Consider the following 25,026-nt stretch of genomic DNA (forward strand, 5'->3'; position numbering starts at 1 on the left):
AAGACGGGCCACATCATGAACACTTCCGCAAACGCATCCGGCGTCCGCGTCCGCATTGCCCCCTCCCCGACAGGCGAACCGCATGTCGGCACCGCCTATATCGCGCTGTTCAACTACCTGTTCGCCAAAAAGCACGGCGGCGCCTTCATCCTGCGCATCGAGGATACGGACGCCACCCGCTCCACATCCGAATTCGAGCAGAAAGTGCTCGACGCGCTGAAATGGTGCGGACTGGAATGGTCGGAAGGCCCCGACGTCGGCGGCCCCTACGGCCCCTATCGCCAGTCCGAGCGCAAGGACATCTACCGCCCCTATGTCGACAGGATCGTCGAGGCCGGCCATGGCTTCAAGTGTTTCTGCACGCCCGAGCGGCTGGACAAGATGCGCGAAGCCCAGCGCGCCGCCGGCAAGCCGCCGAAATACGACGGTCTCTGCCTGCACCTTACGGCCGAAGAGGTGACGAAGCGCGTCGCGGCCGGCGAGCCGCATGTCGTACGCATGAAGATCCCGACCGAGGGCGCCTGCAAATTCGTCGACGGCGTCTACGGACCGGTCGAAATCCCGTGGGACGCCGTCGACATGCAGGTGCTGCTCAAGGCCGACGGCATGCCGACCTACCACATGGCGAACGTCGTCGACGACCACCTGATGAAGATCACCCATGTGGCGCGCGGCGAGGAATGGCTGGCCTCGGTGCCGAAGCACATCCTCATCTATCAGTATCTCGGCCTTGAGCCGCCGGTCTTCATGCATCTCTCGCTGATGCGCAACGCCGACAAGTCGAAGCTTTCCAAGCGCAAGAATCCCACGTCGATCTCCTATTATTCGGCGCTCGGCTATCTGCCGGAAGCGCTGATGAACTTCCTCGGCCTGTTCTTCATCCAGATCGCCGAGGGCGAGGAACTGCTGACCGTGGATCAGCTCGCGGAGAAATTCGATCCGGAGAACCTTTCCAAGGCCGGCGCGATCTTCGACATCCAGAAGCTCGACTGGCTGAACGGACGCTGGCTGCGCGAGCAGCTTTCCGAGGAAGATTTCACGCAACGCGTGCTCGAATGGGCGATGGAGAACGACCGCGTCCGCCAGGGCCTGAGGCTGTCGCAGTCGCGCATCTCCAAGCTCGGCGAACTGCCGGATCTCGCAGGCTTCCTGCTGAAGTCCGATCTTGGCCTGACGCCGGCCTCCTTCGCCAGGGTGAAATCCACGCCGGAAGAGATCCTTGAGGTCCTCAACCAGGTGCAGCCGGACCTCGAAAAGATGCCGGAATGGACGGTTGAAAGCATCGAGGCGGAGCTGCGCGCCAGCGCCGACAGGCTCGGCAAGAAGCTCAAGGTCGTCGTCGCGCCCCTCTTCGTCGCCGTCTCGGGCTCGTCGCGCTCGCTGCCGCTGTTCGACTCGATGGCGATCCTCGGCCGCTCCGTCGTGCGCCAGCGCCTGAAGGTGGCGGCGCAAGTGGTGGCCTCGATGGCCGGTAGCGGAAAGTAAGGAAAAAGAAGAATGAACGACAAGACCGAAACCGCGCTTTCCTCCGATCCAACGGAAGTCCGCCGCCAGAAGCTCGACCAGTTGCGCCAGACGATCGGCGACGTCTACCCGGCGCATTTCCACCGGACGATGACCAATGCCGAGCTTGCCGCGAAATATGAGGAGCTGGAGCTCGATACCGAAAGCGGCGACGTGGTGACGGTCGCCGGCCGGGTCTATTCCTCGCGCAATTCCGGCATGTTCATGGATATCCATGACGCCTCCGGCAAGATCCAGATCTTTTCGCACAAGGACACCACGCCGGAAGAGGCGCGCGCGCTCCTGCCGATGATCGACCTGGGCGACATCATCGGCGTGACCGGCGTCGTGCGCCGCACCAAGCGCGGCGAACTGACGATCAACGCGCAGGAGATCGTCATGCTGACGAAGACCCTGCTGCCGATGCCGGAGAAGTGGCATGGCGTGGCGGATGTCGAAATCCGCTACCGCAAGCGCCACCTCGACATCATGACCAACGAGGACTCCAAGCTCCGCTTCCGCCAGCGTTCGCAGATCGTCTCCGGCATCCGCCGCTTCATGGAAACCGACGGCTTCATGGAAGTCGAGACGCCGATGCTGCATTCCGTCTATGGCGGCGCGACGGCGGAACCCTTCAAGACGCACCACAACACGCTGAAGCTCGACATGTACCTGCGTATCGCGCCGGAACTCTACCTGAAGCGCACGCTGGTCTCGGGCCTGACCGACAAGGTGTTCGAGATCAACCGAAATTTCCGCAACGAAGGCGTCTCGACCCGGCACAATCCCGAATTCACGATGATGGAGTGCTACTGGGCCTATGCCGACTACGAGGACATCATGGACCTCGTGGAACGCCTCTTCGCCGAACTGGCGGTCAAGATCCATGGCTCGACCGAGTTCACCTATGGCGACAAGGAAATCTCCTTCAAGGGCCCCTTCCGGCGCGTGCCGATGCCCGACGCCGTGAAGGAAGCGACCGGCATCGACTTTCTCGCCATCAAGACCGACGAGGAGGCCCGCGCCGCCGCCAAGGCCGCCGGCTTTGAAGTCGAGAAGGACTGGACCTGGGGCGAATGCCTCGCCTTCCTCTTCGAGGAAAAGGTCGAGCCGACGCTGATCCAGCCGGCCCATGTCACGCATTTCCCGAAGGACATCTCGCCCTTCGCCAAGGAAGTGCCGGGCGAGCCGCGCCTCGTCGAGCGTTTCGAGACCTATTGCAACACCTGGGAGCTCGGAAACGCGTTTTCCGAACTGAACGACCCGGAAGAGCAGCGCGCCCGCATGGTCGAGCAGCTGGAGCAGGCGCACGCCCGCGGCGAGAAGGACAAGCAGCTCGACGACGAGTTCCTCGACGCCATCGACCAGGGCATGCCGCCCGCCGGCGGCCTCGGCATCGGCGTCGACCGCCTCATCATGCTGCTCACCAACGCCCCGTCGATCCGCGACGTCATCCTCTTCCCGGCCCGCCGCGCGAAGAACGATTGAGACGCCGGCGCAGGCAAGCGTCCTCCCCGGTGGGGGAGGGCCAGAGCATTTCCAGCAGAGGTGAAATCGCTTCGGCCGGCCCGGCGGCGGCCGGTCAATAGCCGTGCGCGGCGACGTCCAGCGAGGCTTCCGGGGACTGCTCCACGCTTACCGTCTCGCCTTGCGGATCGGCGCAGCCCGAGCGCTCGTCCATCGCCGTGACGATATCCCGGATCTCGACAAGGCTGAGTTCCTTGCGCTCGCCGTAGAATTCTCCGTTGACGCCCGGCTTGCCGGTGACATAGCGGGCGAGGAAAGGCGCGCTCATGCCGGGGATCTCGGCAGGATTACGGCTGAACAGCACTTCCGCGCCGATCGCCCGGCCGCGCATATCCGCGCGATTCAGGGGTCCGGCGGTATCGAGCAGGATGACCTGATAGAGATCGGCATTCTCCTCGTTCGACAGCGCGCCGACGACCCGCAACGCCGTCTTCACCCGCACCTCGCCGTCCTGCACGGCAGCGCGCACATATTTGCGAAGCCAGGTCTGATCCCCTTGCCTGATACGGACGGTGGCAACGGCGGTGCAGGCCGCGCCGGAAATATTTTCCTGTCCCGGCCCGAGGATCGCATCGCGACCGACCAGGATCGCCGCGGCGCCGGATGCGCCCGTCAGAACGATCACGCCGGCAAGAACCACCGTCAGCTTTCGCGACAGCCGTAATGAAATCGAAGGCAGCTTCACGGTTGCTTGTACTTCAAACTGAGACTCCTGGCCCACCCGGGGGCGCGAACCCCCGAACCTTAGCCGCCGGGCGTTTCGGAAGTTTTAAATGTGCATGGATTTTTTTACGCGTCATGTTGCGAATGATTTGCAATTGCGTTGACAGCCGCCGGAAGCTGTCTATATCTTATTGCAACTCACTCGCAAGAACGCATCAAGGATCCCCATGTATCGCCGCTCCCTCACCGCCCTGCTCGTAGCCCTTCCGCTGATCGCGATGACCTTGCCCGCACCGGCGCTTGCCGCCGACAAGCTCAAGGTGGTGACGACATTCACCATCATCGCCGATATCGCGGCCAATGTCGCAGGCGATGCGGCGGTGGTGGAATCGATCACCAAGCCCGGCGCCGAGATTCACAATTACCAGCCGACGCCGCGCGATATCCTGAAGGCCCAGGACGCCGGCGTCGTGCTGTGGAACGGCCTCAATCTGGAACTCTGGTTCGAAAAGTTCCTCGCCAACCTCGGCGACGTGCCGAATGTCACCGTCAGCGACGGCATCGTCCCGATGAGCATCGTGGAAGGCCCTTATGACGGAAAACCCAACCCGCACGCCTGGATGTCGCCGGAAAACGCGCTGATCTATGTCGACAACATCCGCAAGGCGCTGTCGGATGCCGACCCGGCCAATGCACAGACCTATGCCGCCAACGCCAAGGCCTATGGCGAGAAAATCGCAGCGCTCGGCACGCAGATGAGGGCGGAGATCGCGGCATTGCCGGAAAACAAGCGCTGGCTTGTCACCAGCGAGGGCGCCTTCAGCTATCTCGCCCGCGATTTCGGTCTCAAGGAACTGTTCCTGTGGCCGATCAACGCCGACCAGCAGGGCACGCCCAAGCAGGTCAAAGCCGTGATCGACGCCGTGCGTGAGCACGATATCCATGTCGTCTTCAGCGAAAGCACCATTTCCGCCAATCCTGCCCGTCAGGTCGCCGCGGAGACGGGGGCGGCCTATGGCGGCGTGCTCTACGTGGACTCGCTGAGCGAGCCGGACGGCCCCGTCCCAACCTATCTCGACCTCCTGCGCGTCACCAGCGAAACCATCGTGAAGGGACTTTCCCGATGAGAATGGGCAGCAGGCCCGAGCCGGTGGCGGGTATCGTCGCGCAGGACGTGACGGTCACCTACCGAAACGGCCACACGGCGCTGCGCAATGCCAGCTTTTCCGTGCCGAAGGGTACGATCACCGCCCTCGTCGGCGTCAATGGCTCGGGCAAGTCCACGCTCTTCAAGGCGATCATGGGCTTCGTGCCGGTGGCGAACGGCAAGGTGACGATCCTCGGCCTTTCCGTTCGCGAGGCGCTGCGGAGAAACCTCGTCGCCTATGTGCCGCAGGCCGAGGAAGTCGACTGGAGCTTCCCCGTTCTCGTCGAGGACGTGGTGATGATGGGCCGCTACGGCCGGATGAACTGGCTGCGCATCCCCCGCCGGCACGATCACGACATGGTGGAGGCCGCGCTGGAGCGGGTGAACATGGCCGCCTTCCGCAAGCGCCAGATCGGCGAACTCTCCGGCGGCCAGAGAAAGCGCGTCTTCCTGGCCCGGGCGCTGGCGCAGGAAGGTCAGGTGATCCTGCTCGACGAACCCTTCACCGGCGTCGACGTCACCACCGAGGAACAGATCGTCGAGCTTCTCGGCAAACTGCGCGAGGAAGGCCGGGTGATGCTGGTTTCCACCCACAATCTCGGCAGCGTCCCGGACTTTTGCGACCGCACCGTCTTCGTGAAAGGCACGGTCATCGCCTCCGGCCCGACGGCCGAAACCTTCACCGAAGCCAATCTGGAACGGGCCTTCGGCGGCGTGCTGCGCCATTTCGTGCTCGGCGGCCGCGATCTGCACGAAGACGAAGACCGCCGCGCGGTGAAGGTGATCACCGACGACGAACGTCCCTTCGTCATCTATGGCGAACGATCGACGGAGAAATCACCGTGATCGCCATCCTGACGGAACCCTTCGATTACGGCTACATGATCAACGCCATGTGGGTCAGCGCGCTGGTCGGCTGCATCTGCGGCTTCCTGTCCGCCTATCTGATGCTCAAGGGCTGGTCGCTGATCGGGGACGCCCTTTCCCATTCGATCGTGCCGGGCGTCGCCGGCGCCTATATGCTCGGCCTGCCCTTCGCCGCCGGCGCCTTTCTTTCCGGGGGCCTTGCGGCCGCCGCCATGCTATTCCTCAACCGGGCGACCCGGCTCAAGGAAGACGCGATCATCGGTATGATCTTCTCTTCGTTTTTCGGCCTCGGCCTGTTCATGGTTTCGATCTCGCCGACGGCGGTCAACATCCAGACCATCGTGCTCGGCAATATCCTCGCCATCACGCCGGAGGACATCGTGCAGCTTTCCATCATCGGGGCGGTGACGCTCGTCGTCCTGCTGCTCAAGTGGAAAGACCTGATGGTCACCTTCTTCGACCAGAGCCATGCCCGCTCCGTCGGCCTCAACGTCACGGGCCTGAAGATCCTCTTCTTCACCCTGCTCAGCGCCTCCACGGTCGCCGCCATGCAGACGGTCGGCGCGTTTCTCGTCGTCGCCATGGTGGTGACGCCGGGCGCGACGGCCTATCTTCTCACCGATCGTTTCCAGCGCCTTGTGATCATCGCCGCCGCCCTCGGCGCCAGCACGAGCCTTGTCGGCGCCTATCTGTCCTATTTTCTCGACGGCGCGACCGGCGGCATCATCGTCGTGCTACAGACGGCGATCTTCCTTTCGGCCTTTTTCTTCGCCCCGAAGCACGGGCTCCTCGCCACCCGGCGCAAGGGACGCCGCGCGCTTTCCGTCCCGGAGGCCGTCGAACCATGAACGACACGCTGGCGCTTGCGCTGATGCCCTTTCAGCTTGCCTTCATGCAGAACGCCTTCCTAGTGACGCTGACGATCGCCGTGCCGATGGCTCTGCTCTCCTGCTATCTCGTCTTGAAGGGCTGGTCGCTGATGGGCGATGCGGTCTCCCATGCGGTGCTGCCGGGTGTGGTGATCGCCTATATGATCGGCCTGCCGCTGGCGATCGGCGCCTTCGTCGCCGGTCTCGTCTGCGCGCTTGCCGCCGGCTACCTCAAGGACAACAGCCGGGTGAAGGAGGATACGGTCCTCGGCATCGTCTTTTCCGGCATGTTCGCCCTCGGCCTCGTGCTCTACGTGAAGATCGAAGCGGACGTCCATCTCGACCATATCCTCTTCGGCGACATGCTGGGCATCACCCTCGCCGATCTCGCCGGGACGGGGGGGATCGCCCTTTTGTCCGCGGCCTTCATCCTGTTCTTCCGCAAGGACCTGCTGGTGCAGGCCTTCGACCGCCGGCACGCCGCCGCAATCGGCCTGCCGGTCCGGCTGCTGCATTACGGACTTCTCGCCGTGATCTCGCTGGTGGTGGTCGGCGCGCTGAAGGCGGTGGGCATCATCCTCGCCGTCGCCATGCTGGTCGCGCCGGGAGCGATCGCCGCGCTTCTCACCCGGCGTTTCACCACGATGCTCGCCGTTGCGGTCGCCGTTGCGACCGGCGCCTCGTTCTGCGGCATCTATCTCGCCTTCTTCATCGACAGCGCTCCCGCGCCGACCATCGTGCTGCTGCTGGCGGGGCTCTTCACGCTCGCCTTCCTGCGGCAGGCGCTTCTGGCCCGCCGCATCGCCCGCTCCTCCTGACGAGCCGCCGGCGCTCGGTCGACATCGCTTTTCTTTCCGTCTATCGTCCGGCGCAATCGGAAACGGCACGGCTTTTCTCATGGCGAATACAGCGATCATCGGCGGCGGCATCATCGGCTGCGCCATTGCCCTCCACCTTCTGGAAAACGGCCACACGGTGACCGTCATCGAGCGTGACGCCGGCGGCCTTTCGGCCTCCGTCGGCAATGCCGGCATCCTCGCCGCACCGGAAATCGATCCGCTGGCGCGGCCCGAAATGCTGCTTTCCGCACCGAAGTGGCTGCTCGACCCGCTGGGCCCCCTGTCGCTACGCTGGCAAGACCTGCCGGCGCTCACCCCCTGGCTGCTGCGCTTCCTGCTGTCGATGCGCCCCGCCCGCACGGCCGCCGCGCGTTCCGCCCTGCTCTATCTGATGAAGACGGCGGAGGCCGACCACCTGAAGATGGGCGCCATGGCCGGCATCTCCGGTCACATCCGCAGAACCGGCGCGCTGACGATCTTCGACACCGCCGCCGCCCGCGACAAGGCGTTTTCCGGCGACGAGGCGAATGCGCGCCTGCTCGGCAACAATGTCGAAAAGCTCGACGTGACGGAAGCCCGCCGCCGCATTCCGGCGCTGAGGGGCGACTTCGCCGGAGCGATCTTCAACGACGGCTATCAGACCTTCGAATATCCCCTGACGCTATTGCGCCGGCTGCAAGGCGTCCTGCGCGAGCGCGCCACGCTCGTCGACGCCGCCGTCTCCTCGGTGGAACAGGCAAGAGACGGCATCGTCGTCGTCACGGAAGCCGGCAAGCGCCTTCCCTTCGACCGGATCGCCATCGCCTCCGGCATCTGGTCGCGCCGTTTCGTCGCCGATCTCGGGCTGAAAGTGCATCTGGAAACCGAGCGCGGCTACAACACCACCTTCGTCGACCCTGCCGTGACGCTGGAAATGCCGGTCTTTTTCGCCGAGCACGGCTTTGCCGCCACGCCCTTCGAAAAAGCGCTGCGCATCGGCGGCGCGGTGGAACTGGCGCGGCCGGAAGCGCCGGCCAATTATGCCCGCGCCGCCGCCATGCGCCGCAGGATGCGCCGCTATGTCCCCGACCTGCCGGAAGAAGGCGGAACGGAATGGATGGGCCGCCGGCCCTCCACGCCCGATTCCCTGCCGGTGATCGGCCTGCATCCGCGCGATCCGCGCATCGCCTTCGCCTTCGGCCACGGCCATCTCGGGCTGACGCTTGCGGCCACGACCGGCCGGCACGTCGCCCGCCTGCTCGACGGCGAAAACGACACGGCGCTCGCTCCCTTCTCGATCTCCCGCTTCGGCGCCGGATAATCCGGTCAGACCGGTTCGGCCGGCAACTGCCAGTCGATCGGCCTGCGGCCGTGCTCGACGAGAAAGGCATTGGCTTTGGAGAACGGCCGGGAGCCGAAGAAACCGTTGTGCGCCGAAAGCGGCGAGGGATGCGGCGAGCGCAGGACGAGGTGGCGGCTGCGATCGACGAAGGCGGCCTTCTTCTGTGCGTAAGCGCCCCACAGGATGAAGACGACGGGCTTTTCCTGCTCGTTCACGGCACGGATCACCGCATCGGTGAAGCGCTCCCAGCCCTGTCCCTGATGCGAGGCGGCACGGCCCATCTCCACCGTCAGAACGCTGTTGAGCAAGAGCACGCCCTGGCGCGCCCAATGTTCGAGAAAACCGTGACGGGCGGGCGGAATACCGAGATCCTGCTGCAATTCCTTGTAGATATTGACCAGCGACGGCGGGATGCGCACGCCCGGCTGAACGGAAAAACACAGGCCATGCGCCTGTCCCTCGCCATGATAGGGATCCTGCCCGAGGATGACGACGCGCACCTCGTCGAGCGGCGTCAGGTCCAGCGCCCGGAAATATTCCGCTCCCTTCGGAAAGATACGCCGGCCCGCCGCCTTCTGCTCCATCAGGAAGGTCTTGAGGGCGCCCATATGGGGACTGGAGAATTCCGCCGAAAGCGGCGCTTTCCAGCTTTCGCCGATCTTCACCTCCGCCATCGCCGTCTCCCTTTCCAAGCTGGAAGGCAATCTAGAGCGGGATAGGGAAAAGTGCAAAGCGGCTTTCCGCCCTTCCCGCTCTATCCCCTTGGAATCGATCGCGCTTGTGAAGTGGCGCGCAACGACGCCGGCACGCGCCTGCCTGCCCGGCCTTGCCGGGGAACCGTCAGGAAACGCCGCAAACGCGAAGGAAGCTTTTCATCCGTTCCGCCGCCAGGTCCGGCCTGTCGAGCACATCGGCGCGGTCGGCGAGGCGGAAGACATCCACGTAATGCAGGAGACCGCGCGCCGACTGCATGCCCGCCGGCATGGTGAAATGCGCCTGATGGCCGTTGAGCCAGGCCAGGAAGACGACGCCGGCCTTGTAATATTGCGTCGGCGCCTCGAAGATTTTTCGCGACAGGGGCACGGTCGGCGCGATGACGGAGCGGAACGTGGCGGCGTCACCGGCGGCGAGCGCCGCCAGAGCCCGCGAGGCCTGCGGTGCGACGGCATCGAAAATGCCGAGCAGCGCATGGCTGTACGCCTTGCCATCCCCCTCGATCAATTCCGCATAGTTGAAGTCGTCGCCGGTAAAGCAGAGAACGCCCTCGGGAAGCCGGCCGCGCAGCGCGACTTCCTTCCCGTTGTCGAGAAGCGAGATCTTTATGCCTTCGACCTTGTCGCGGTTCTCCGCGATGATCGAAAGCACCGTTTCGAGCGCCTGTTCGAAGGCCTCCGATCCCCAGTAGCCCTTCAGCTGCGGGTCGAACATGTCACCGAGCCAGTGCAGCACCACCTTGTCCTTCGTCTGGCGAAGGATATGGCCATAGACCTTGCGATAATCGTCCGGCGAGGCCCCGATACGGGCAAGCGCCCGGCTCGCCATCAGGACCGCCCGGCCGCCGTGCTTCTCCACGAAGCCGACCTGCTCTTCATAGGCCGCGATCACATCGTCGAGCGATCGGGCGTCGGCGGGCGACAGATGGTCGGTCCCCGCCCCGCAGGCCAGATCCGCGCCCGGAACGGTGCGCGCCTCGGCCAGCGAACGGCGGATCAGCTCCTGCGCGCCGGCCCAGTCGAGCCCCATGCCGCGCTGCGCCGTGTCCATCGCCTCGGCGATGCGAAAGCCGAGCGACCAGAGATGATGCCGAAACGCAAGCGTGCTCTCCCAGTCGATGGCCGGCGTCTCCCAGGGTTTCCGCTCGCGCAGCGGATCGGAGACGACATGAGCGGCGGCATAGGCAATGCGGTTGAAGACCGGCACAGCGGCCGGGCGCGCCGTGGGCACGCCGACGAGACGGTAGGCTTCAAGACCGCCATCGGCGCAAGGCAGGGAAAGGCTGATCGGCATGGTGTCCTCCCGAAGGTTTCCAGGGTCAATAATTTAGATCGTTCCAAATTTCAAGAGTGAATCCTGGGAAACCCCGCAAGGTGAGCGCGAAACAGAGAACACTGGACAGGACAGGATACCGCCTTCCCCTCTCCGCATTTCCCGCAGTCCAGCGGCATAAATCACGCAATTCAGGGAAATTCACGCCTTTCCATGAATCGGGACGAGCCGGTGCACGACAAGGGGAGGCGCGCACCGGATGACACGGACGCACGACGGCCCTAACGACAAAATCAACCGATACGCCCTTGACAAATTTGGAACGATCCAATTATCTGGCGCCAGAAGCGGGCGAGAGATACCCGCAAAGGGAGGAAGACCGTGAGCAGGAACCGCGTGACCGTCGTCGACATCGCCCGCGCCGCCGGCGTGTCGAAGTCGACCGTCTCGCTGGTCCTTCAGGCGAGCCCCCTCGTCAACGAAACGACCCGCGCCCGGGTCAATGCGACGATCCGCGAACTGGGCTACGTCTACAATCGCGGCGCGGCCAACCTGCGCCAGTCCGCCTCCTCGCGGATCATCGGCATCGTCGTCAACGACCTCACCAACTCCTTCTTCGCCGAGCTTGCCGTCGGCATGGACATGGTCATGCAGTCGGCGGGCTACGTGCAGTTCCTGTCCAATTCCGGCGAAAGCGTCGATCGGCAGCGCGAGGTCATCGCCTCGATGCGCGAGCACGGCATTTCCGGCCTCATCCTGTCGCCGGCCCGCGGCACGCAGGCCGCCGATCTCAAGCCGCTATCCGAAAGCGGCATCCCGGTGGTCGCGGTGGTGCGCAATGTCGTCGGCGCGAAGGTCTCGACGCTGTTTTCCGACAATCACACCGGCGCGATGGAGGCCGTGCACCATCTGATCGCGCTCGGCCACCGGCGTATCGCCTTCCTTGGCGGCACGCCGGACACCACGGTTTTCACCGAGCGCAGCCAGGGCTGGCGCGACGCCCTTGCGCAGGCCGGCCTCGACGCGCCGGAAGAACGGCTAATCGGCTCCAGCGCCTCGCGGGCCGGCGGCGCCGTCGCCATCGCGCAGGCGCTTGCCCTTGCCGAGCCGCCGACGGCCGCCCTGTGCTTCAATGACGCCGCCGCCTTCGGCGCCTGCGACGGCCTGCGCAGCAAGGGCCGCGAACCCGGCCGCGACTTCGCGGTGGTCGGTTTCGATGATGTCATCGAGGCCGAAACCGCCGTGCCGGCGCTGACGACCGTTTCGGTCGACCCGCAGGCCATGGGCCGGCGCGCGGCGCAGATGCTTTTGAAGCAGATCAATGCCGGCCGGGTGGAGCCCGAGGCCATTGTCAGCTCCGTGCGCCTTGTCGTGCGCGAGAGCTGCGGCGCCGGCCGGACCGGAGAGGAAAAGAGGGTATCGGCATGACGAAGTGGGGATTGATCGGCGCAAGCACGATCGCAAGGGAATGGGTGATCGGCGCAATCCGCGCGACCGGCGGCGAGGTCGTCTCCGTCATGAGCACCAGCCCGGAACGCGGAAGGACTTATGCGGCCGAACAGGGCATTGCCCGCGCGGTGACGGATCTCGACGCACTGGTGAACGATCCTGAAATCGACGCCGTCTATATCTCCACCACCAACGAATTGCATCGCGACCAGGCGCTTGCCGCCACGAAAGCCGGCAAGCATGTGCTCTGCGAAAAGCCGCTCGCCCTGTCGCTGGAGGACGCCCGCGCCATGGTGCGCGCCGCCGAGGAGGCGGGCGTGGTGCTTGCGACCAATCACCATCTGCGCAACGCCGCCACGCACCGGGCCATGCGCGAGGCGATCCGCGCCGGGCGCATCGGCACGCCGCTGTCGGCGCGGGTCTTTCACGCCGTCCATCTGCCGCCCCACCTTCAGGGATGGCGGCTCGACCGGCCGGAGGCCGGCGGCGGCGTCATCCTCGACATCACCGTCCACGACACCGACACGCTGCGCTTCGTGCTCGACGACGATCCGGTCGAGGCCGTGGCCTTCGCACAGGCCGGCGGCATGGCGAAAAGCGGGCTGGAAGACGCCGTCATGGGCGTGCTGCGCTTCAAATCCGGCCTGATCGCCCAGTTCCACGACGGCTTCACGACGAAATTCGCCGAGACCGGACTGGAGGTCCATGGCTCCGAGGGCTCGCTGTTCGGCCGCAACGTGATGACCCAACGCGCCGTCGGCACCGTCACGCTGCGCGACGCGGCCGGCGAGCACGATCTGCCGCTGGATCACGGCAACCTCTACGAAGCCGCTCTTTCCGCCTTCCATGCCGCCGTGGCGGGCAAGGGCCAGCCGTCCGCCACCGGCCGGGACGGCGTATGGTCGCTTGCCACCGGCCTTGCCGTCGTCACGGCGGCCCGGACGGGACGCGCGGTGAAGATCGAACCGGGACTTTGAAAGAACGATGAACAAGCACATTTCCCCAGAAGCGGCCGCCGCCCTCATCCCCGACGGGGCCGTCGTCTCGGTTTCCTCCTCCTCCGGCCTCGGCTGCCCCGACCGGGTGCTGGAGGCGATCGGCGCGCGCTTCGACGAGACCGGCCATCCGAAGAACCTGACGACCCTGCATCCCATCGCCGCCGGCGACATGAGCGGTATCAAAGGCGTCGACTTCATCGCGAAAAAAGGCCTACTCTCGAAGATCATCGCCGGTTCCTATCCCTCCGGCCCTTCCTCCGCCGAACCGCCGATGATCTGGCGGATGATCACCGGCAATGAGATCCCGGCCTACAACATCCCGTCCGGCATCCTCTTCGACATGCATCGCGAGGCCGCCGCCAAGCGTCCGGGCGTCATCACCAAGGTGGGTCTCGAGACCTTTGTCGATCCGGGCCGCGAGGGCTGCGCCATGAACGCCCTGGCGAGCGCCGAACCGGTAGTGGAAAAGATCACCTTCGCCGGCGAAAACTGGCTCTATTTCAAGGCCATCGCGCCTCAGGTCGCGATCATCCGTGCTACCACCGCCGACGAGCGCGGCAACCTCACCTATGAGCACGAAGGCGCCACGCTCGGCGGCCTCGACCAGGCGCTCGCCGCCCGCAACAACGGCGGCATCGTCATCGCACAGGTCAAGCGCATCGCCGAAGCCGGCTCCCTGAAGCCGCACGACGTGCGCGTACCCGGCACGCTGGTCGATTATATCGTGGTCGACCCGGACCAGAAGCAGACGACGCAGACGCTCTACGATCCCGCCATCTCCGGCGAGATCTTCCGCCCGCTCGACAGCTTCCGCATGCCGGAATTCAACATCCAGAAGGTCATCGCCCGCCGCGTGGCGCAGGAGCTTGTCGCCGGCAGCGCCGTCAACCTCGGCTTCGGCATTTCCGCCAATGTCCCGCGCATCCTGATGGAGGAAGGCCTGCACGGCGCCGTGACCTGGGTTATCGAGCAAGGCGCCGTCGGCGGCGTGCCGCTGCTCGACTTCGCCTTTGGCTGTGCCTCCAATGCCGACGCCTTCGTCCCCTCGCCCTACCAGTTCACCTACTTCCAGGGGGGAGGCTTCGACGCATCGCTGCTTTCCTTCCTCGAGATCGGCCGCGACGGCTCGGTGAATGTGTCGAAACTCTCCTTCCGGCCGCATGTGACGGCGGGATGCGGCGGCTTCGTCGACATCACCGCGCGGGCGAAGAAGCTCGTCTTCTCCGGCATGTTCAATGCCGGAGCGAAGCTTGACGTGGCGGAGGGCAAGCTGGTGATCGGGAAGGAAGGCAAGCTGAAGAAGCTGGTCGATGCGGTCGAGCATGTCACCTTCTCCGGCCCGCGCGGCGTCGCGCAGGGGCAGGACGTGACCTATGTCACCGAGCGTTGCGTGATGAAGCTGACAGCCGAAGGCATCGTCCTCACCGAGATCGCTCCCGGCGTCGACCTTGAGACCCATATCCTCGACCAGTCGGAATTCCCGCTGATCGTCGCGCCAGACCTGAAGCTCATGGATGCCGCCCTCTTCAGGCAAGCGCCCATCGGCCTCACCCTGCCGCAAAAGCCGCAGCGCACGCTGGAAGGAGCCGCCCATGGCTGAGCCACGCATCCGCATCGCGGTCGACAGTGCGGTCGCGACCATCACCATCGCCCGGCCGGAAAAGCTGAACGCTTTCGACATCGACATGCTGAAGGAGCTTTCGGCCGCCTGCGACGCCATCGAGGCCGATGGCGCCATCCGCGTGGCGATCCTTACCGGTAAGGGCAAGGCGTTTTCCGCCGGAGGCGACATCCGCGCCTGGGCCGGCATGGAGCCGAATGAATTCGGCCATGCCTGGGTGCGCTTCGGCCATCGTGTCTTCGAACGGCTGGCGACGCTGCGCATGCCGCTGATCGCCGCCATCAATGGTCATGCGCTGGGCGGCGGGCTGGAACTCGCCGCCGCCGCCGATATCCGCATCGCCGAAACGCAGGTGAAGATCGGCCTGCCGGAAGCCGGTCTCGGCATGGTGCCCGGCTGGTCCGGCACGCAGCGGCTGGTGAAGCGCTTCGGCGCGCAGGCCGTGCGGCGGATGCTGCTTGGCGGCGAAATATTGTCGCCGGACGAAGCCGTAAACCTCGGCATCGTCGATCTGGTCGTGGAAACGGATACGGCCGTCTCCGCGGCGCATGCCTATGCGGCGCGGATCGCCGCGCGCGGCCCTGCCGCCACCGAGGTCTCCAAGCTGATGATCGCCGTGGCGAACGGCGAGGACAACGGCGCGGCGGTCGAAGCCCTCGGCTCGATCCTCGTCGCCAAGACCGGAGACCTGAAGGAAGGCGTCGCCGCCTTCACGGGAAAAAGACCCGCCGATTTCAAGGGAGAATGGTAATGACCGCTCATGTGAAGCCCAAGGCCCTGACGGACTACAGAACGCGCGATTTCCGCATGCTGATCGACGGCGTCTGGACGGAAGGGACCGGCGTCATCGAGCGCGTCGCCCCCGGCCATGGCAGCGTGGTCAGCCGCTATCCGGCCGGCACGAAGGCCGACGCCGAACGCGCCATCGCCGCCGCGCGAAAAGCCTTCGACGATGGCGCCTGGCCGACCATGACGGGCGCCGAGCGCTCGAACGTCCTGCTGAAGGCCGCCGATCTGATCGCCGCCCGCACCGACGAACTCGCCTTCCTCGACGCCGTCGAGAGCGGCAAGCCGATCTCGCAGGCCAGGGGCGAGCTTGGCGGGGCCGTGGACATCTGGCGCTATGCCGCAGCTCTCGCCCGCGACCTGCACGGCGAGAGCTACAACACGCTCGGCCAAGGCACGCTCGGCGTGGTGCTGCGCGAGGCGATCGGCGTCGTCTCGATCATCACGCCGTGGAACTTCCCCTTCCTGATCGTCAGCCAGAAGCTGCCGTTTGCGCTTGCCGCGGGCTGCACGACGGTGGTCAAGCCCTCCGAACTAACGTCCGGCTCGACGCTCGTGCTCGGCGAAATCCTCATCGAGGCCGGCGTGCCCGCAGGTGTCGTCAACATTGTCACCGGCACCGGCCTGGAGGTCGGCGCGCCGATGACGACCCACCCCGGCGTCGACATGGTGTCCTTCACCGGCTCGACCGCCGTCGGTCGTCTCACCATGGCCAACGCCGCGCAGACCCTGAAGAAAGTTTCGCTCGAACTGGGTGGCAAGAACCCGCAGATCGTCTTCCCCGACGCCAATCTCGATGAATTCATCGATGCCGCCGTCTTCGGCGCCTGGTTCAACGCCGGCGAATGCTGCAACGCAGGATCGCGCCTGATCCTGCACAGGTCGATTGCCGGCGAGGTGACGGAGCGCATCGCCGATCTGTCGAAGAAGGTCCGGGTCGGCGATCCGCTCGATCCGCAAACACAGGTCGGCGCGATCATCACCCCGCAGCATCTGGAGAAGATCGGCGTCTATGTGGACAACGCGGCGAAAGCCGGTGCATCGGTGGCGCTCGGCGGCAAGGCGCTCGATCTCGGTCTCGGGCAGTTCATGGGGCCGACGATCCTCTCCGGCGTCACGCCGGACATGGCCGTCGCCCGCGAGGAGGTTTTCGGGCCGGTGCTGTCGGTGCTGACCTTCGAGACGACCGACGAGGCGACCCATATCGCCAACGCTATCGACTACGGCCTTTCGGCGGGTGTCTGGAGCCGCGATTTCGATACCTGCCTGACGATCGGCCGCAAGGTGCGCGCCGGCACGATCTGGATGAACACCTTCATGGACGGCGCGCCCGAACTGCCCTTCGGCGGCTATCGCCAGTCCGGCCTCGGCCGCGAACTCGGCCGCCATGCGGTGGAGGATTATACCGAGACGAAGACCCTCAACATGCATATGGGATCGCGCACCAACTGGTGGATGCCGCGATGAACCGCGATGCTCCCCTTGCGTCAGTTCGTGGGAAAGGCAAGCTGCGGGCTCTGGAGCAGGTGCAACCCCTCGGCCGGTTCGCCGCCGATGCGCTTGATGAGCAGCCGGCCCATGGCCTCGCCGGCCGCCGTCAGGTCTTCGTAGATCGTCTCGACCTTGGGCTGGATCTGGCTGAGCAGCCGCGAGGTCTGCTTGGCGACGATGTCGTATTGGCGACCGAGCGTCAGCCCGTTGTCGCTCATGCCGGTGATCGTGGCGAGAGCGGAAACCTCGCCGGGACAGGCGAAGCCGTCGGGCGCATCCGGCTCGGCGCTGCGCCGGCGCATGTAGTCGCGGATGACGTCGGCGGAACAGTCGAGGTCGAGTTCTTCGGGAATTTCATAGGCGACGCCCGCCTCTCGCACGGCCGTCATGAAACCGTGCAACATATGCTGGTGGAACGTGAGTCGCTTCGGCGGCGGAATCATCGTCACCTTCCGGCGTCCCTTGGCGATCAGCCGCTTCGTCGCCTCATAGGCGAAGGCGACATTGTCGTAGTCGACGAAGGCATGCGGGGTGGAAAATTCCGTGCGTCCGTGCGTCACGAAGGGGAAGCCGTTTTCAAGCAGCAGCCGCACGCGCGGGTCGAAAGGCGCCGTGCGCGAAAAGATCAGGCCGTCGGCCATGCCGTTGCGGATGATGTAGTTGACCGGATCGAGCTTGCCGTCCTCTGGAAAGGTCGGCGTGACGATGAGATGGTAGGGCGTGCCCTGGAGCGCACGGCCGAGACCATGAATGATCGACGTGCCGAAGCCGAGGATTTCCTCATGCGGGTCGAGCAGAACGGAAATGACATTGGTGCGCCCGGTCTTGAGGCGCTGGGCGGCGCGATCCGGCAGGTAGCCGATTTCCGCGGCCACCGCATGCACCCGCTGGCGGGTCGCTTCGGAAATCTGCGGCGCGTTGCCAAGCGCCCGCGAGACGGTGGTCACCGCAAGGCCGGTGAGTTCCGAGATGGTCCGCAGCGTGGGTTTGCCGGCGCGCGGGCCGGTTCGGACGGGTTCGTCGGACTTCACTATGCGGGACACCGGCGGCATTCTTCAATTTGGGTCAATCGGTCGACCGAACCATACAGAGGCCGCCCGCCCGCGGCAATCTTGCAGCTCATAAAATTTAAAACGTTTGCCATACCCGATGCGCAACCCGTAAAATCACCTGAAACCGCCATGTTTCCAGTATTTCGACCTGTACTGGACGGCGGATTGCCGCATCGCCGCTGCGGCTTGACTCTGCAAATTTACAACGTTTTAAATGACTCCGGGGCCACTCAGGGCACCTTATCGGCCGGCGGAAGAAATCTTCCGCCCGCAAACTTGCAAACGGGAGGAAAACGATGCGCAAGTTTCTGACGACGACCGCCATTGCGGCGGTGATGCTGGGCATGGGCGGCCTGTCCGCCAATGCCGAGGAAAATGTGGAGGTTCTGCACTGGTGGACGGCCGGCGGCGAAGCCGCGGCTCTGGATGTCCTGAAGAAGGATCTGGAATCCAAGGGCATCTCCTGGACCGACATGCCGGTCGCCGGCGGCGGCGGCACGGAAGCCATGACGGTGCTTCGCGCCCGCGTCACGGCCGGCAACGCCCCGACCGCCGTGCAGATGCTCGGCTTCGACATCCTCGACTGGGCGAAGGAGGGTGCCCTCGGCAATCTCGACGAAATCGCCGAGAAGGAAGGCTGGGACAAGGTGATCCCGACCGCGCTCCAGCAGTTCTCCAAATATGACGGCCACTGGATCGCCGCCCCGGTTAACGTGCATTCGACCAACTGGATGTGGATCAACAAGGCCGCTCTCGACAAGGCGGGCGGCAAGGAGCCGCAAAACTGGGACGAACTCGTCGCCCTCCTCGACAACTTCAAGGAGCAGGGCATCACCCCGGTCGCTCACGGCGGCCAGGCCTGGCAGGATGCGACGATCTTCGACGCCGTGGTTCTGTCGCTCGGCAACGACTTCTACAAGAAGGCTTTCATCGATCTCGATCCCGAGGCGCTCGGCAGCGACCAGATGAAGGAAGCCTTCGACCGCATGACGAAACTGCGCTCCTATGTGGACGACAACTTCTCCGGCCGCGACTGGAACCTCGCCTCCGCCATGGTGATCGAGGGCAAGGCCGGACTGCAATTCATGGGCGACTGGGCGAAGGGCGAATTCATCAAGGCCGAGCAGAAGCCCGGCGAGGACTTCGTCTGCATGCGCTTCCCCGGCACCCAGGGGTCCGTCACGTTCAACTCCGACCAGTTCGCCATGTTCAAGGTCGCCGAGGACAAGGTGCCGGCCCAGCTGGCGATGGCCTCCGCCATCGAGAGCCCGGTCTTCCAGTCCGCCTTCAACGTGGTCAAGGGTTCGGCGCCTGCCCGCACGGACGTGCCCGACACCGACTTCGACGACTGCGGCAAGAAGGCGATCAAGGATCTCGCCGAAGCCAACGCCAACGGCACGCTCTATGGCTCGATGGGCCATGGCCATGCCAATCCGGCCTCCGTCAAGAACGCGATCTACGACGTGGTGACGCGCCAGTTCAATGGCGATCTTTCCTCCGAGGAAGCGGTGACGGAACTGGTCGCAGCCGTCGAGGCGGCGCAATAGGGGCAAGCCCCTTCCCTACCCTCTCCCCGCAAGGGAGAGGGTATCCGAACCTCCCGGCAGACTCCTTCTCCCCTTTTGGGGAGAAGGAGGACGGCAGCCGGACGAGGGGGCCAAGGGCCGCCCTGCAACCCGATTTCAACGGTGGTAACGACCATGGATAGCCGAAGCCGGCTACAGGAGCTTCTGCCGAAGCTCGTGTTGGCGCCCAGTTTTCTTATCGTGCTCGTCTTCGTCTACGGCTTCATCGCCTATACGGGCTACCTGTCGGTAACCGACAGCAAGATGCTGCCTTCCTACAACTTCGTGGGTTTGAGCAACTATTCCAAGCTCTGGGCTCTGCCGCACTGGTGGCGGGCGATCACCAATCTGGGGATATTCGCCTCGCTCTATATCATCATCTGCTCCGTGCTGGGACTGGGGCTCGCCATCCTGCTCGACCAGAAGATCCGCGCCGAGGGCCTTCTCCGGCCGATCTATCTCTATCCGATGGCGCTTTCCTTCATCGTGACCGGCACCGCCTGGAAATGGTTCCTCGACCCCGGCATCGGGCTTGAGAACACCATGCATCTGTGGGGATGGGAGAGCTTCTCCTTCAACTGGATCAAGGATCGCCACTATGCGATCTACTGCGTGGTGATTGCCGCCGTCTGGCAGTCCTCCGGCTTCGTCATGGCGATGTTCCTCGCGGGCCTTCGCGGCGTCGACAACGAGATCATCAAGGCAGCCCAGATCGACGGCGCCTCGACGACGACCATCTATCGCCGCATCATCATTCCGCTGATGCGGCCGGTCTTCCTTTCCGCCTTCGTCGTGCTCGCCCATCTCGCCATCAAGGCCTACGACCTCGTCGTGGCGCTGACGGGCGGCGGACCGGGACAGGCGACCGAACTGCCGGCCACCTTCATGTATTCCTACACATTCACCCGCAACCAGATGGGCATCGGCGCATCCTCGGCGATCATCATGCTGGTCATGATCTTCTCGATCATCATCCCCTACCTCTATTCCGAAATCCGCGGAGGCAAAGGCCGATGAGCGCTCAAAGTCCCGACAACGTCATCTCGCACAACAGGCTGACGCGCGTGCTGATCTATACCGCGCTCATCGTCTTTGCGGTCTACTACATGCTGCCGCTCTACGTGATGCTGGTGAACTCGCTGAAACCGCTTGAGGAAATCCGCCAGGGCGGCATGCTGAACCTGCCGCGGCAATGGACGATCGAGCCCTGGCTTTCCGCCTGGTCGACGGCGCAGATCGGCGTGCAGCCGACCGGCCTGCGGCCCTTCTTCATCAACTCGATCCTGATGGTCGTGCCGGCCGTGGCGATTTCCACCGTCATCGGCGCGCTGAACGGCTATGTGCTGACCAAGTGGCAGTTCAGGGGGTCGAACGTCTTCTTCGGCCTGCTGCTGCTGTCCTGCTTCATCCCCTTCCAGATCGTGCTGATCCCGATGGCGCGCATTCTGGGAATGCTGGGGCTGGCCGGTTCGCTCTGGGGCCTGATCCTCGTGCACGTCGTTTACGGCATCGGCTTCACGACGCTTTATTTCCGCAACTATTATGAAAATTTCCCGACCGAACTGGTGCGGGCGGCGCAGATCGACGGCGCAAGCTTCTTTCAGATCTTTCTCCGCATCCTGCTGCCGTCTTCCGGGCCGATCATCGTCGTTTCGGTGATCTGGCAGTTCACCAACATCTGGAACGACTTCCTGTTCGGCGCTTCGTTCTCCGGCGCCTCGACGACGCCGATGACGGTGGCGCTCAACAACCTCGTTTCCTCTTCGACGGGCGTGAAGGAATACAACGTGCATTTCGCGGGCGCGATCCTCGCGGCGTTGCCCACCCTCATCGTCTACATCGTCTCCGGACGCTATTTCGTGCGCGGCCTGATGTCCGGCGCCGTGAAAGGATAACGCCCCATGTCTTCCACGCACATGTCTTCCACGCCCGCATCGTTCCTGAAGATCAGCAACCTGCGCAAATCCTACGGTTCGCTCGAAATCCTGAAGGATATCAATCTGGAGATCGAGGAAGGCGGCTTCCTCGTGCTCGTCGGCCCTTCCGGCTGCGGCAAGTCCACGCTGCTCAACACCATCGCCGGGCTGGAGCCGATCACCTCCGGCGAAATCGCCATCGACGAGCGTTCGGTCGCGGGCCTGCATCCGTCCAAGCGCGATATCGCCATGGTGTTCCAGTCCTATGCGCTCTATCCGAACATGACGGTCGCCGGCAACATCGCCTTCGGCATGGAAATCCGCGGCGTGCCGAAGGCCGAGCGCGAGAAGGCGATCAAACAGGTCGCCGACATGCTCCAGATCAGCCATCTGCTCGACCGCAAGCCCGGCCAGCTCTCCGGCGGCCAGCGCCAGCGCGTCGCCATGGGCCGGGCGCTGGTGCGCAATCCGAAGCTCTTCCTCTTCGACGAGCCTCTGTCGAACCTCGATGCGAAGCTGCGCGTCGACATGCGCACCGAGATCAAGCGCCTTCACCAGCGCATGGGTACGACCATCGTCTATGTGACGCACGACCAGATCGAGGCGATGACGCTGGCGACAAAGATCGCCGTGCTGAAGGATGGCGTGCTGCAACAGTTCGGCTCGCCCGCGGAAATCTACAACAACCCGGCCAATACATTCGTCGCCGACTTCATGGGCTCACCCGCCATGAACCTGCTGACGGGCACGGTCGAGGCAAACGGCTCCGGCCTTTCCGTCGCGCTCGACCGGCAGCACGAGGAGCCTCTGGTTCTCGGCATGCCGCACGCACCGGCGGGCCTTGCGAACTATCACGGCAAGAAAGTGATCTTCGGCATCCGTCCGGAGGCCCTGACCGATCCGGACAGCGCCGATCGCAACGCACGCACCGTCGCGGAAGGCGATTGCCTGATCGACGTGGTCGAGCCGGCCGGCGCCGATACGTTCGCCGTCATCCATCTCGGCGGCAAGGCGATCGTGGCGCGGCTGCGCGCCGATGCGGCCATCGCGGCAGGCCAGACGGCGCGTCTCGCCTTCAACCTCGACAAGGCGGTGTTCTTCGACCCCGCAAGCCAGTTGCGCATCGCCTGAGCACGCCATGAGCACGCAACCGGATATCGTCATCATCGGCTCGGGCATCGGCGGCGCCACGATGGCCGCCGCCCTTGCCCCGACGGGCGCCAGGATCGTCATCCTCGAAGCCGGCGACCACCTTGCCGACTGCCCGGAAAACCGGGATCAGCGCGCCATCTTCCAGCGCGGCCATTTTCGCCCGCGGGAAATGTGGTACGAGGCGGACGGGACGGCCTTCAACCCCGGCAACTACTACAATGTCGGCGGCAATTCGAAATTCTACGGCGCGGTTCTGGTGCGCTACCGCAAGGAGGATTTCGAGGAGATGCGCCACCGCGACGGCGTCTCGCCCGCATGGCCGTTCCCCTATGAAGAACTGGAGCCGTGGTATTCGGCGGCCGAAACGCTCTATAACGTGCGTGGCGCGCTCGGCGAGGACCCGACCGAACCGCATCATTCCGCCCCCTATCCCTTTCCACCGGTTCCGGACGAACCGGCCATCGCCAGCGTCCGGGCACGGATGAAAGCCGACGGGCTGCACCCCTATTCCCTGCCGCTCGGCGTCGACATCGACCGCTGGCTCGCCAGGGGCAAAACGCCCTGGGACGCGCATCCGAACTGCGACGACGGCAAGATGGACGCGGAAAGCGTCGGCATCGCCGCGGCGCTGAAGCATCCGAATGTCGAACTGCGCACCCGGTGCCGGGTCACGCGGCTCGCCACGGCACCGCACGGGCGCACCGTCTCGACCGTCCACTATGTCCGGGACGGCGAGGCGGCGAGTATCTCGCCGAAGATGGTGATCCTCTCGGCCGGCGCGGTGCAATCCGCCGTGCTGCTCCTGCGTTCGGCCTCGGAGGCCTTCCCGGCCGGCCTTGCCAATACCTCCGGCCAGGTCGGCCGCAATTTCATGAACCACAATTCAAGCGCGGTGATCGGCGTCTCGCCATTCTACCGCAATACGTCCGTCTATCAGAAGAGCTTCGGCTTCAACGACTACTATCTCTCCGACGGGAACGGCGGCCCACCACTCGGCAATGTGCAACTTCTCGGCCGCGTTTCGGGAAAGATCCTGAAAGCCAACATGCCCGCCGTGCCGGAATGGCTCCTCGATCAGGTAGCATCCCGCGCCATCGATTTCTACGCGATGAGCGAGGACCTGCCGCATCCGGAAAGCCGCATCATGGTCGACCGGGACCGGATCGTCCTGAAATGGACGCGCACCAACTGGCAGGCCCATCTCGACCTTGTCGCCAAACTCAAGGCCGCGCTGAGAAGGGCGGGATTCCCGCTCGTGCTCGCCCGCGCCTTCGACAAGCGGACACCTTCGCATCAGTGCGGCACCGTGCGCATCGGCAAGGATCCGGCAACCGCGCCGCTCGACATCTGGTGCCGCAGCCATGAGCACCCCAACCTCTTCGTGGTCGACGCCGCCTTTCTTCCGACCTCGGCGGCGGTCAACCCGGCGCTCACGGTCGCGGCCCAGGCGCTGCGCACCGCCGACCACATCAAGTCCAGGGATCTAGCCGCATGACGACCACACCACGCCCCGTCGCCATCGTCACCGGCGGCCGCCGCGGCATCGGCCTCGGCATCGCAAGAGCCCTTGCGGCGGAAGGCTTCGACATCGCCATCACCGGCATCGGCGACAGCGACGCGGCGACCGACGCCATGCTCGCCGAACTTGCCGTCCCGGGCGGCCGGGCGATCTATCTCAAGAGCGACCTTGCCGATCTTTCCCGCCACGCGACCGCCGTCGCGGAAATCGAAAACAGGCTCGGACCGATCGCCTGCCTCGTCAACAATGCCGGCGTCGCCTCCGTGGTGCGCGGCGATTTCCTCGATCTGCTGCCGGAAAATTTCGACGCGATCGTCGCGACCAACCTGCGCGGCACGGTGTTCTTCACGCAGGCCGTGCTGCGGGCGATGCTGCATGCAAAAGAGGCCACCGGCCCGCGCTCGATCATCAACATCACATCCGTATCGGCGACCCTTAGCTCCCCCGAACGGCTCGACTACTGCATGACCAAGGCCGGACTGGCCGCCTTCAGCCAGGGGATGGCCCTGCGTCTGGCGGAAACCGGCATTGCCGTCTTCGAGATCCGGCCCGGCATCATCCGTTCGGACATGACCGCCGGCGTCTCGGCAAAATACGATGCGCTGATCGAAGACGGCCTCGTGCCGATGAAGCGCTGGGGCGAACCGGACGATATCGGCGCGGCCGCCGCGGCCCTTGCCACCGGCCGCTTCGGCTTCGCCACCGGCTCGGTGATCAATCTCGACGGGGGATTGTCGATCGGGCGACTTTGAGCC

General features: G+C 64.7%; 22 protein-coding genes. 18 read left to right on the forward strand and 4 right to left on the reverse strand.

Going from position 1 to position 25,026, the window contains the following annotated elements:
- Positions 1-15: 15 nt before the first annotated feature.
- Both gltX and lysS read left to right on the forward strand, forming a co-directional pair.
- A complete protein-coding gene (gene gltX / locus KYK29_RS05400) occupies positions 16-1,485 on the forward strand; it encodes a glutamate--tRNA ligase (protein ID WP_254689808.1) in 1,470 nt (489 codons plus the stop codon).
- A gap of 12 nt (positions 1,486-1,497) precedes the next feature.
- The gene (gene lysS, locus KYK29_RS05405; protein ID WP_254689809.1) at positions 1,498-2,991 is read left to right on the forward strand and encodes a lysine--tRNA ligase; all 1,494 of its coding nucleotides are present in this window, start codon (positions 1,498-1,500) and stop codon (positions 2,989-2,991) included.
- 94 nt (positions 2,992-3,085) lie between these two features.
- Here the strand turns inward: lysS and KYK29_RS05410 are convergent, their stop codons facing one another.
- Positions 3,086-3,715 carry a hypothetical protein gene (locus KYK29_RS05410; protein ID WP_254689810.1) on the reverse strand — a complete coding sequence of 210 codons (630 nt, stop codon included), beginning with the start codon at positions 3,713-3,715 and terminating at the stop codon, positions 3,086-3,088.
- A 256-nt stretch (positions 3,716-3,971) separates the two neighbouring features.
- Here KYK29_RS05410 and KYK29_RS05415 point away from each other — a divergent pair, with 256 nt between their 5' ends.
- The 5 genes from KYK29_RS05415 (at position 3,972) to KYK29_RS05435 (ending at position 8,715) form a co-directional block, all read left to right on the forward strand.
- Positions 3,972-4,820 carry a metal ABC transporter substrate-binding protein gene (locus KYK29_RS05415; RefSeq protein WP_254690087.1) on the forward strand — a complete coding sequence of 283 codons (849 nt, stop codon included), beginning with the start codon at positions 3,972-3,974 and terminating at the stop codon, positions 4,818-4,820.
- Complete coding sequence (locus tag KYK29_RS05420) at positions 4,817-5,686, forward strand: manganese/iron ABC transporter ATP-binding protein (protein ID WP_254689811.1); 870 nt, start codon at positions 4,817-4,819, stop codon at positions 5,684-5,686. Before KYK29_RS05415 ends, KYK29_RS05420 begins: the two co-directional genes overlap by 4 nt.
- On the forward strand, positions 5,683-6,555 hold the full coding sequence (locus KYK29_RS05425) for a metal ABC transporter permease (protein WP_367880967.1): 873 nt from the start codon (positions 5,683-5,685) through the stop codon (positions 6,553-6,555). Before KYK29_RS05420 ends, KYK29_RS05425 begins: the two co-directional genes overlap by 4 nt.
- A complete protein-coding gene (locus KYK29_RS05430; RefSeq protein WP_254689812.1) occupies positions 6,552-7,394 on the forward strand; it encodes a metal ABC transporter permease in 843 nt (280 codons plus the stop codon). Before KYK29_RS05425 ends, KYK29_RS05430 begins: the two co-directional genes overlap by 4 nt.
- Before the next feature lie 79 nt (positions 7,395-7,473).
- Complete coding sequence (locus KYK29_RS05435; protein WP_254689813.1) at positions 7,474-8,715, forward strand: NAD(P)/FAD-dependent oxidoreductase; 1,242 nt, start codon at positions 7,474-7,476, stop codon at positions 8,713-8,715.
- A 5-nt stretch (positions 8,716-8,720) separates the two neighbouring features.
- On the opposite strand, the gene ung is transcribed toward KYK29_RS05435, so the two are convergent.
- Complete coding sequence (gene ung / locus KYK29_RS05440) at positions 8,721-9,410, reverse strand: uracil-DNA glycosylase (protein ID WP_254689814.1); 690 nt, start codon at positions 9,408-9,410, stop codon at positions 8,721-8,723.
- A gap of 166 nt (positions 9,411-9,576) precedes the next feature.
- Complete coding sequence (locus KYK29_RS05445) at positions 9,577-10,743, reverse strand: dihydrodipicolinate synthase family protein (protein WP_254689815.1); 1,167 nt, start codon at positions 10,741-10,743, stop codon at positions 9,577-9,579.
- Between the two features lie 360 nt (positions 10,744-11,103).
- Here KYK29_RS05445 and KYK29_RS05450 point away from each other — a divergent pair, with 360 nt between their 5' ends.
- Genes KYK29_RS05450 through KYK29_RS05470 form a run of 5 tightly spaced genes read left to right on the forward strand, consistent with a single transcriptional unit; the run spans position 11,104 to position 17,043 of the window.
- Positions 11,104-12,150 (forward strand): LacI family DNA-binding transcriptional regulator, encoded by a 1,047-nt coding sequence (locus tag KYK29_RS05450; protein ID WP_254689816.1) that lies wholly within the window; start codon positions 11,104-11,106, stop codon positions 12,148-12,150.
- Complete coding sequence (locus tag KYK29_RS05455; RefSeq protein WP_254689817.1) at positions 12,147-13,148, forward strand: Gfo/Idh/MocA family protein; 1,002 nt, start codon at positions 12,147-12,149, stop codon at positions 13,146-13,148. Before KYK29_RS05450 ends, KYK29_RS05455 begins: the two co-directional genes overlap by 4 nt.
- Positions 13,149-13,155: 7 nt before the next feature.
- On the forward strand, positions 13,156-14,769 hold the full coding sequence (locus KYK29_RS05460; RefSeq protein ID WP_254689818.1) for an acyl CoA:acetate/3-ketoacid CoA transferase: 1,614 nt from the start codon (positions 13,156-13,158) through the stop codon (positions 14,767-14,769).
- Positions 14,762-15,541 (forward strand): enoyl-CoA hydratase/isomerase family protein, encoded by a 780-nt coding sequence (locus tag KYK29_RS05465; protein WP_254689819.1) that lies wholly within the window; start codon positions 14,762-14,764, stop codon positions 15,539-15,541. The genes KYK29_RS05460 and KYK29_RS05465 overlap by 8 nt, the downstream gene beginning before the upstream one ends.
- Positions 15,541-17,043: an aldehyde dehydrogenase family protein gene (locus KYK29_RS05470; protein WP_254689820.1), complete on the forward strand. Its 1,503-nt coding sequence runs from the start codon at positions 15,541-15,543 to the stop codon at positions 17,041-17,043. Before KYK29_RS05465 ends, KYK29_RS05470 begins: the two co-directional genes overlap by 1 nt.
- Before the next feature lie 20 nt (positions 17,044-17,063).
- Here KYK29_RS05470 and KYK29_RS05475 read toward each other — a convergent pair whose 3' ends face one another.
- Positions 17,064-18,119: a LacI family transcriptional regulator gene (locus tag KYK29_RS05475; RefSeq protein WP_437437218.1), complete on the reverse strand. Its 1,056-nt coding sequence runs from the start codon at positions 18,117-18,119 to the stop codon at positions 17,064-17,066.
- 296 nt (positions 18,120-18,415) lie between these two features.
- Here KYK29_RS05475 and KYK29_RS05480 point away from each other — a divergent pair, with 296 nt between their 5' ends.
- From KYK29_RS05480 to KYK29_RS05505, 6 genes are all read left to right on the forward strand, one after another.
- Positions 18,416-19,666, forward strand: coding sequence for an ABC transporter substrate-binding protein (locus tag KYK29_RS05480; RefSeq protein ID WP_254689822.1), 1,251 nt, complete (start codon positions 18,416-18,418; stop codon positions 19,664-19,666).
- 153 nt (positions 19,667-19,819) lie between these two features.
- The gene (locus tag KYK29_RS05485; protein WP_254689823.1) at positions 19,820-20,701 is read left to right on the forward strand and encodes a carbohydrate ABC transporter permease; all 882 of its coding nucleotides are present in this window, start codon (positions 19,820-19,822) and stop codon (positions 20,699-20,701) included.
- On the forward strand, positions 20,698-21,579 hold the full coding sequence (locus tag KYK29_RS05490) for a carbohydrate ABC transporter permease (protein ID WP_254689824.1): 882 nt from the start codon (positions 20,698-20,700) through the stop codon (positions 21,577-21,579). The genes KYK29_RS05485 and KYK29_RS05490 overlap by 4 nt, the downstream gene beginning before the upstream one ends.
- 6 nt (positions 21,580-21,585) lie before the next feature.
- Complete coding sequence (locus KYK29_RS05495) at positions 21,586-22,731, forward strand: ABC transporter ATP-binding protein (protein WP_254689825.1); 1,146 nt, start codon at positions 21,586-21,588, stop codon at positions 22,729-22,731.
- A 7-nt stretch (positions 22,732-22,738) separates the two neighbouring features.
- Entirely contained in the window at positions 22,739-24,247 is a 1,509-nt protein-coding gene (locus KYK29_RS05500) for a GMC oxidoreductase (protein WP_254689826.1), read from the forward strand.
- Positions 24,244-25,023, forward strand: a complete 780-nt coding sequence (locus KYK29_RS05505) for a 3-ketoacyl-ACP reductase (protein WP_254689827.1) — start codon at positions 24,244-24,246, stop codon at positions 25,021-25,023. Before KYK29_RS05500 ends, KYK29_RS05505 begins: the two co-directional genes overlap by 4 nt.
- Positions 25,024-25,026 lie beyond the last annotated feature (3 nt).

The sequence above is a fragment of the Shinella daejeonensis genome (genome assembly GCF_024281235.1).
In the GTDB taxonomy this organism is placed as follows: Bacteria; Pseudomonadota; Alphaproteobacteria; order Rhizobiales; family Rhizobiaceae; genus Shinella; species Shinella daejeonensis.

Excerpts from the sequence above, each read along its gene's own strand:
- gltX (WP_254689808.1), top strand. The coding sequence starts at position 16 with ATGAACACTTCCGCAAACGCATCCGGCGTCCGCGTCCGCATTGCCCCC.
- lysS (WP_254689809.1), top strand. The coding sequence starts at position 1,498 with ATGAACGACAAGACCGAAACCGCGCTTTCCTCCGATCCAACGGAAGTC.
- KYK29_RS05415 (WP_254690087.1), top strand. The coding sequence starts at position 3,972 with ATGACCTTGCCCGCACCGGCGCTTGCCGCCGACAAGCTCAAGGTGGTG.
- KYK29_RS05420 (WP_254689811.1), top strand. The coding sequence starts at position 4,817 with ATGAGAATGGGCAGCAGGCCCGAGCCGGTGGCGGGTATCGTCGCGCAG.
- KYK29_RS05430 (WP_254689812.1), top strand. The coding sequence starts at position 6,552 with ATGAACGACACGCTGGCGCTTGCGCTGATGCCCTTTCAGCTTGCCTTC.
- KYK29_RS05435 (WP_254689813.1), top strand. The coding sequence starts at position 7,474 with ATGGCGAATACAGCGATCATCGGCGGCGGCATCATCGGCTGCGCCATT.
- ung (WP_254689814.1), bottom strand. The coding sequence starts at position 9,410 with ATGGCGGAGGTGAAGATCGGCGAAAGCTGGAAAGCGCCGCTTTCGGCG.
- KYK29_RS05445 (WP_254689815.1), bottom strand. The coding sequence starts at position 10,743 with ATGCCGATCAGCCTTTCCCTGCCTTGCGCCGATGGCGGTCTTGAAGCC.
- KYK29_RS05455 (WP_254689817.1), top strand. The coding sequence starts at position 12,147 with ATGACGAAGTGGGGATTGATCGGCGCAAGCACGATCGCAAGGGAATGG.
- KYK29_RS05460 (WP_254689818.1), top strand. The coding sequence starts at position 13,156 with ATGAACAAGCACATTTCCCCAGAAGCGGCCGCCGCCCTCATCCCCGAC.
- KYK29_RS05465 (WP_254689819.1), top strand. The coding sequence starts at position 14,762 with ATGGCTGAGCCACGCATCCGCATCGCGGTCGACAGTGCGGTCGCGACC.
- KYK29_RS05470 (WP_254689820.1), top strand. The coding sequence starts at position 15,541 with ATGACCGCTCATGTGAAGCCCAAGGCCCTGACGGACTACAGAACGCGC.
- KYK29_RS05475 (WP_437437218.1), bottom strand. The coding sequence starts at position 18,119 with ATGCCGCCGGTGTCCCGCATAGTGAAGTCCGACGAACCCGTCCGAACC.
- KYK29_RS05480 (WP_254689822.1), top strand. The coding sequence starts at position 18,416 with ATGCGCAAGTTTCTGACGACGACCGCCATTGCGGCGGTGATGCTGGGC.
- KYK29_RS05485 (WP_254689823.1), top strand. The coding sequence starts at position 19,820 with ATGGATAGCCGAAGCCGGCTACAGGAGCTTCTGCCGAAGCTCGTGTTG.
- KYK29_RS05490 (WP_254689824.1), top strand. The coding sequence starts at position 20,698 with ATGAGCGCTCAAAGTCCCGACAACGTCATCTCGCACAACAGGCTGACG.
- KYK29_RS05495 (WP_254689825.1), top strand. The coding sequence starts at position 21,586 with ATGTCTTCCACGCACATGTCTTCCACGCCCGCATCGTTCCTGAAGATC.
- KYK29_RS05500 (WP_254689826.1), top strand. The coding sequence starts at position 22,739 with ATGAGCACGCAACCGGATATCGTCATCATCGGCTCGGGCATCGGCGGC.
- KYK29_RS05505 (WP_254689827.1), top strand. The coding sequence starts at position 24,244 with ATGACGACCACACCACGCCCCGTCGCCATCGTCACCGGCGGCCGCCGC.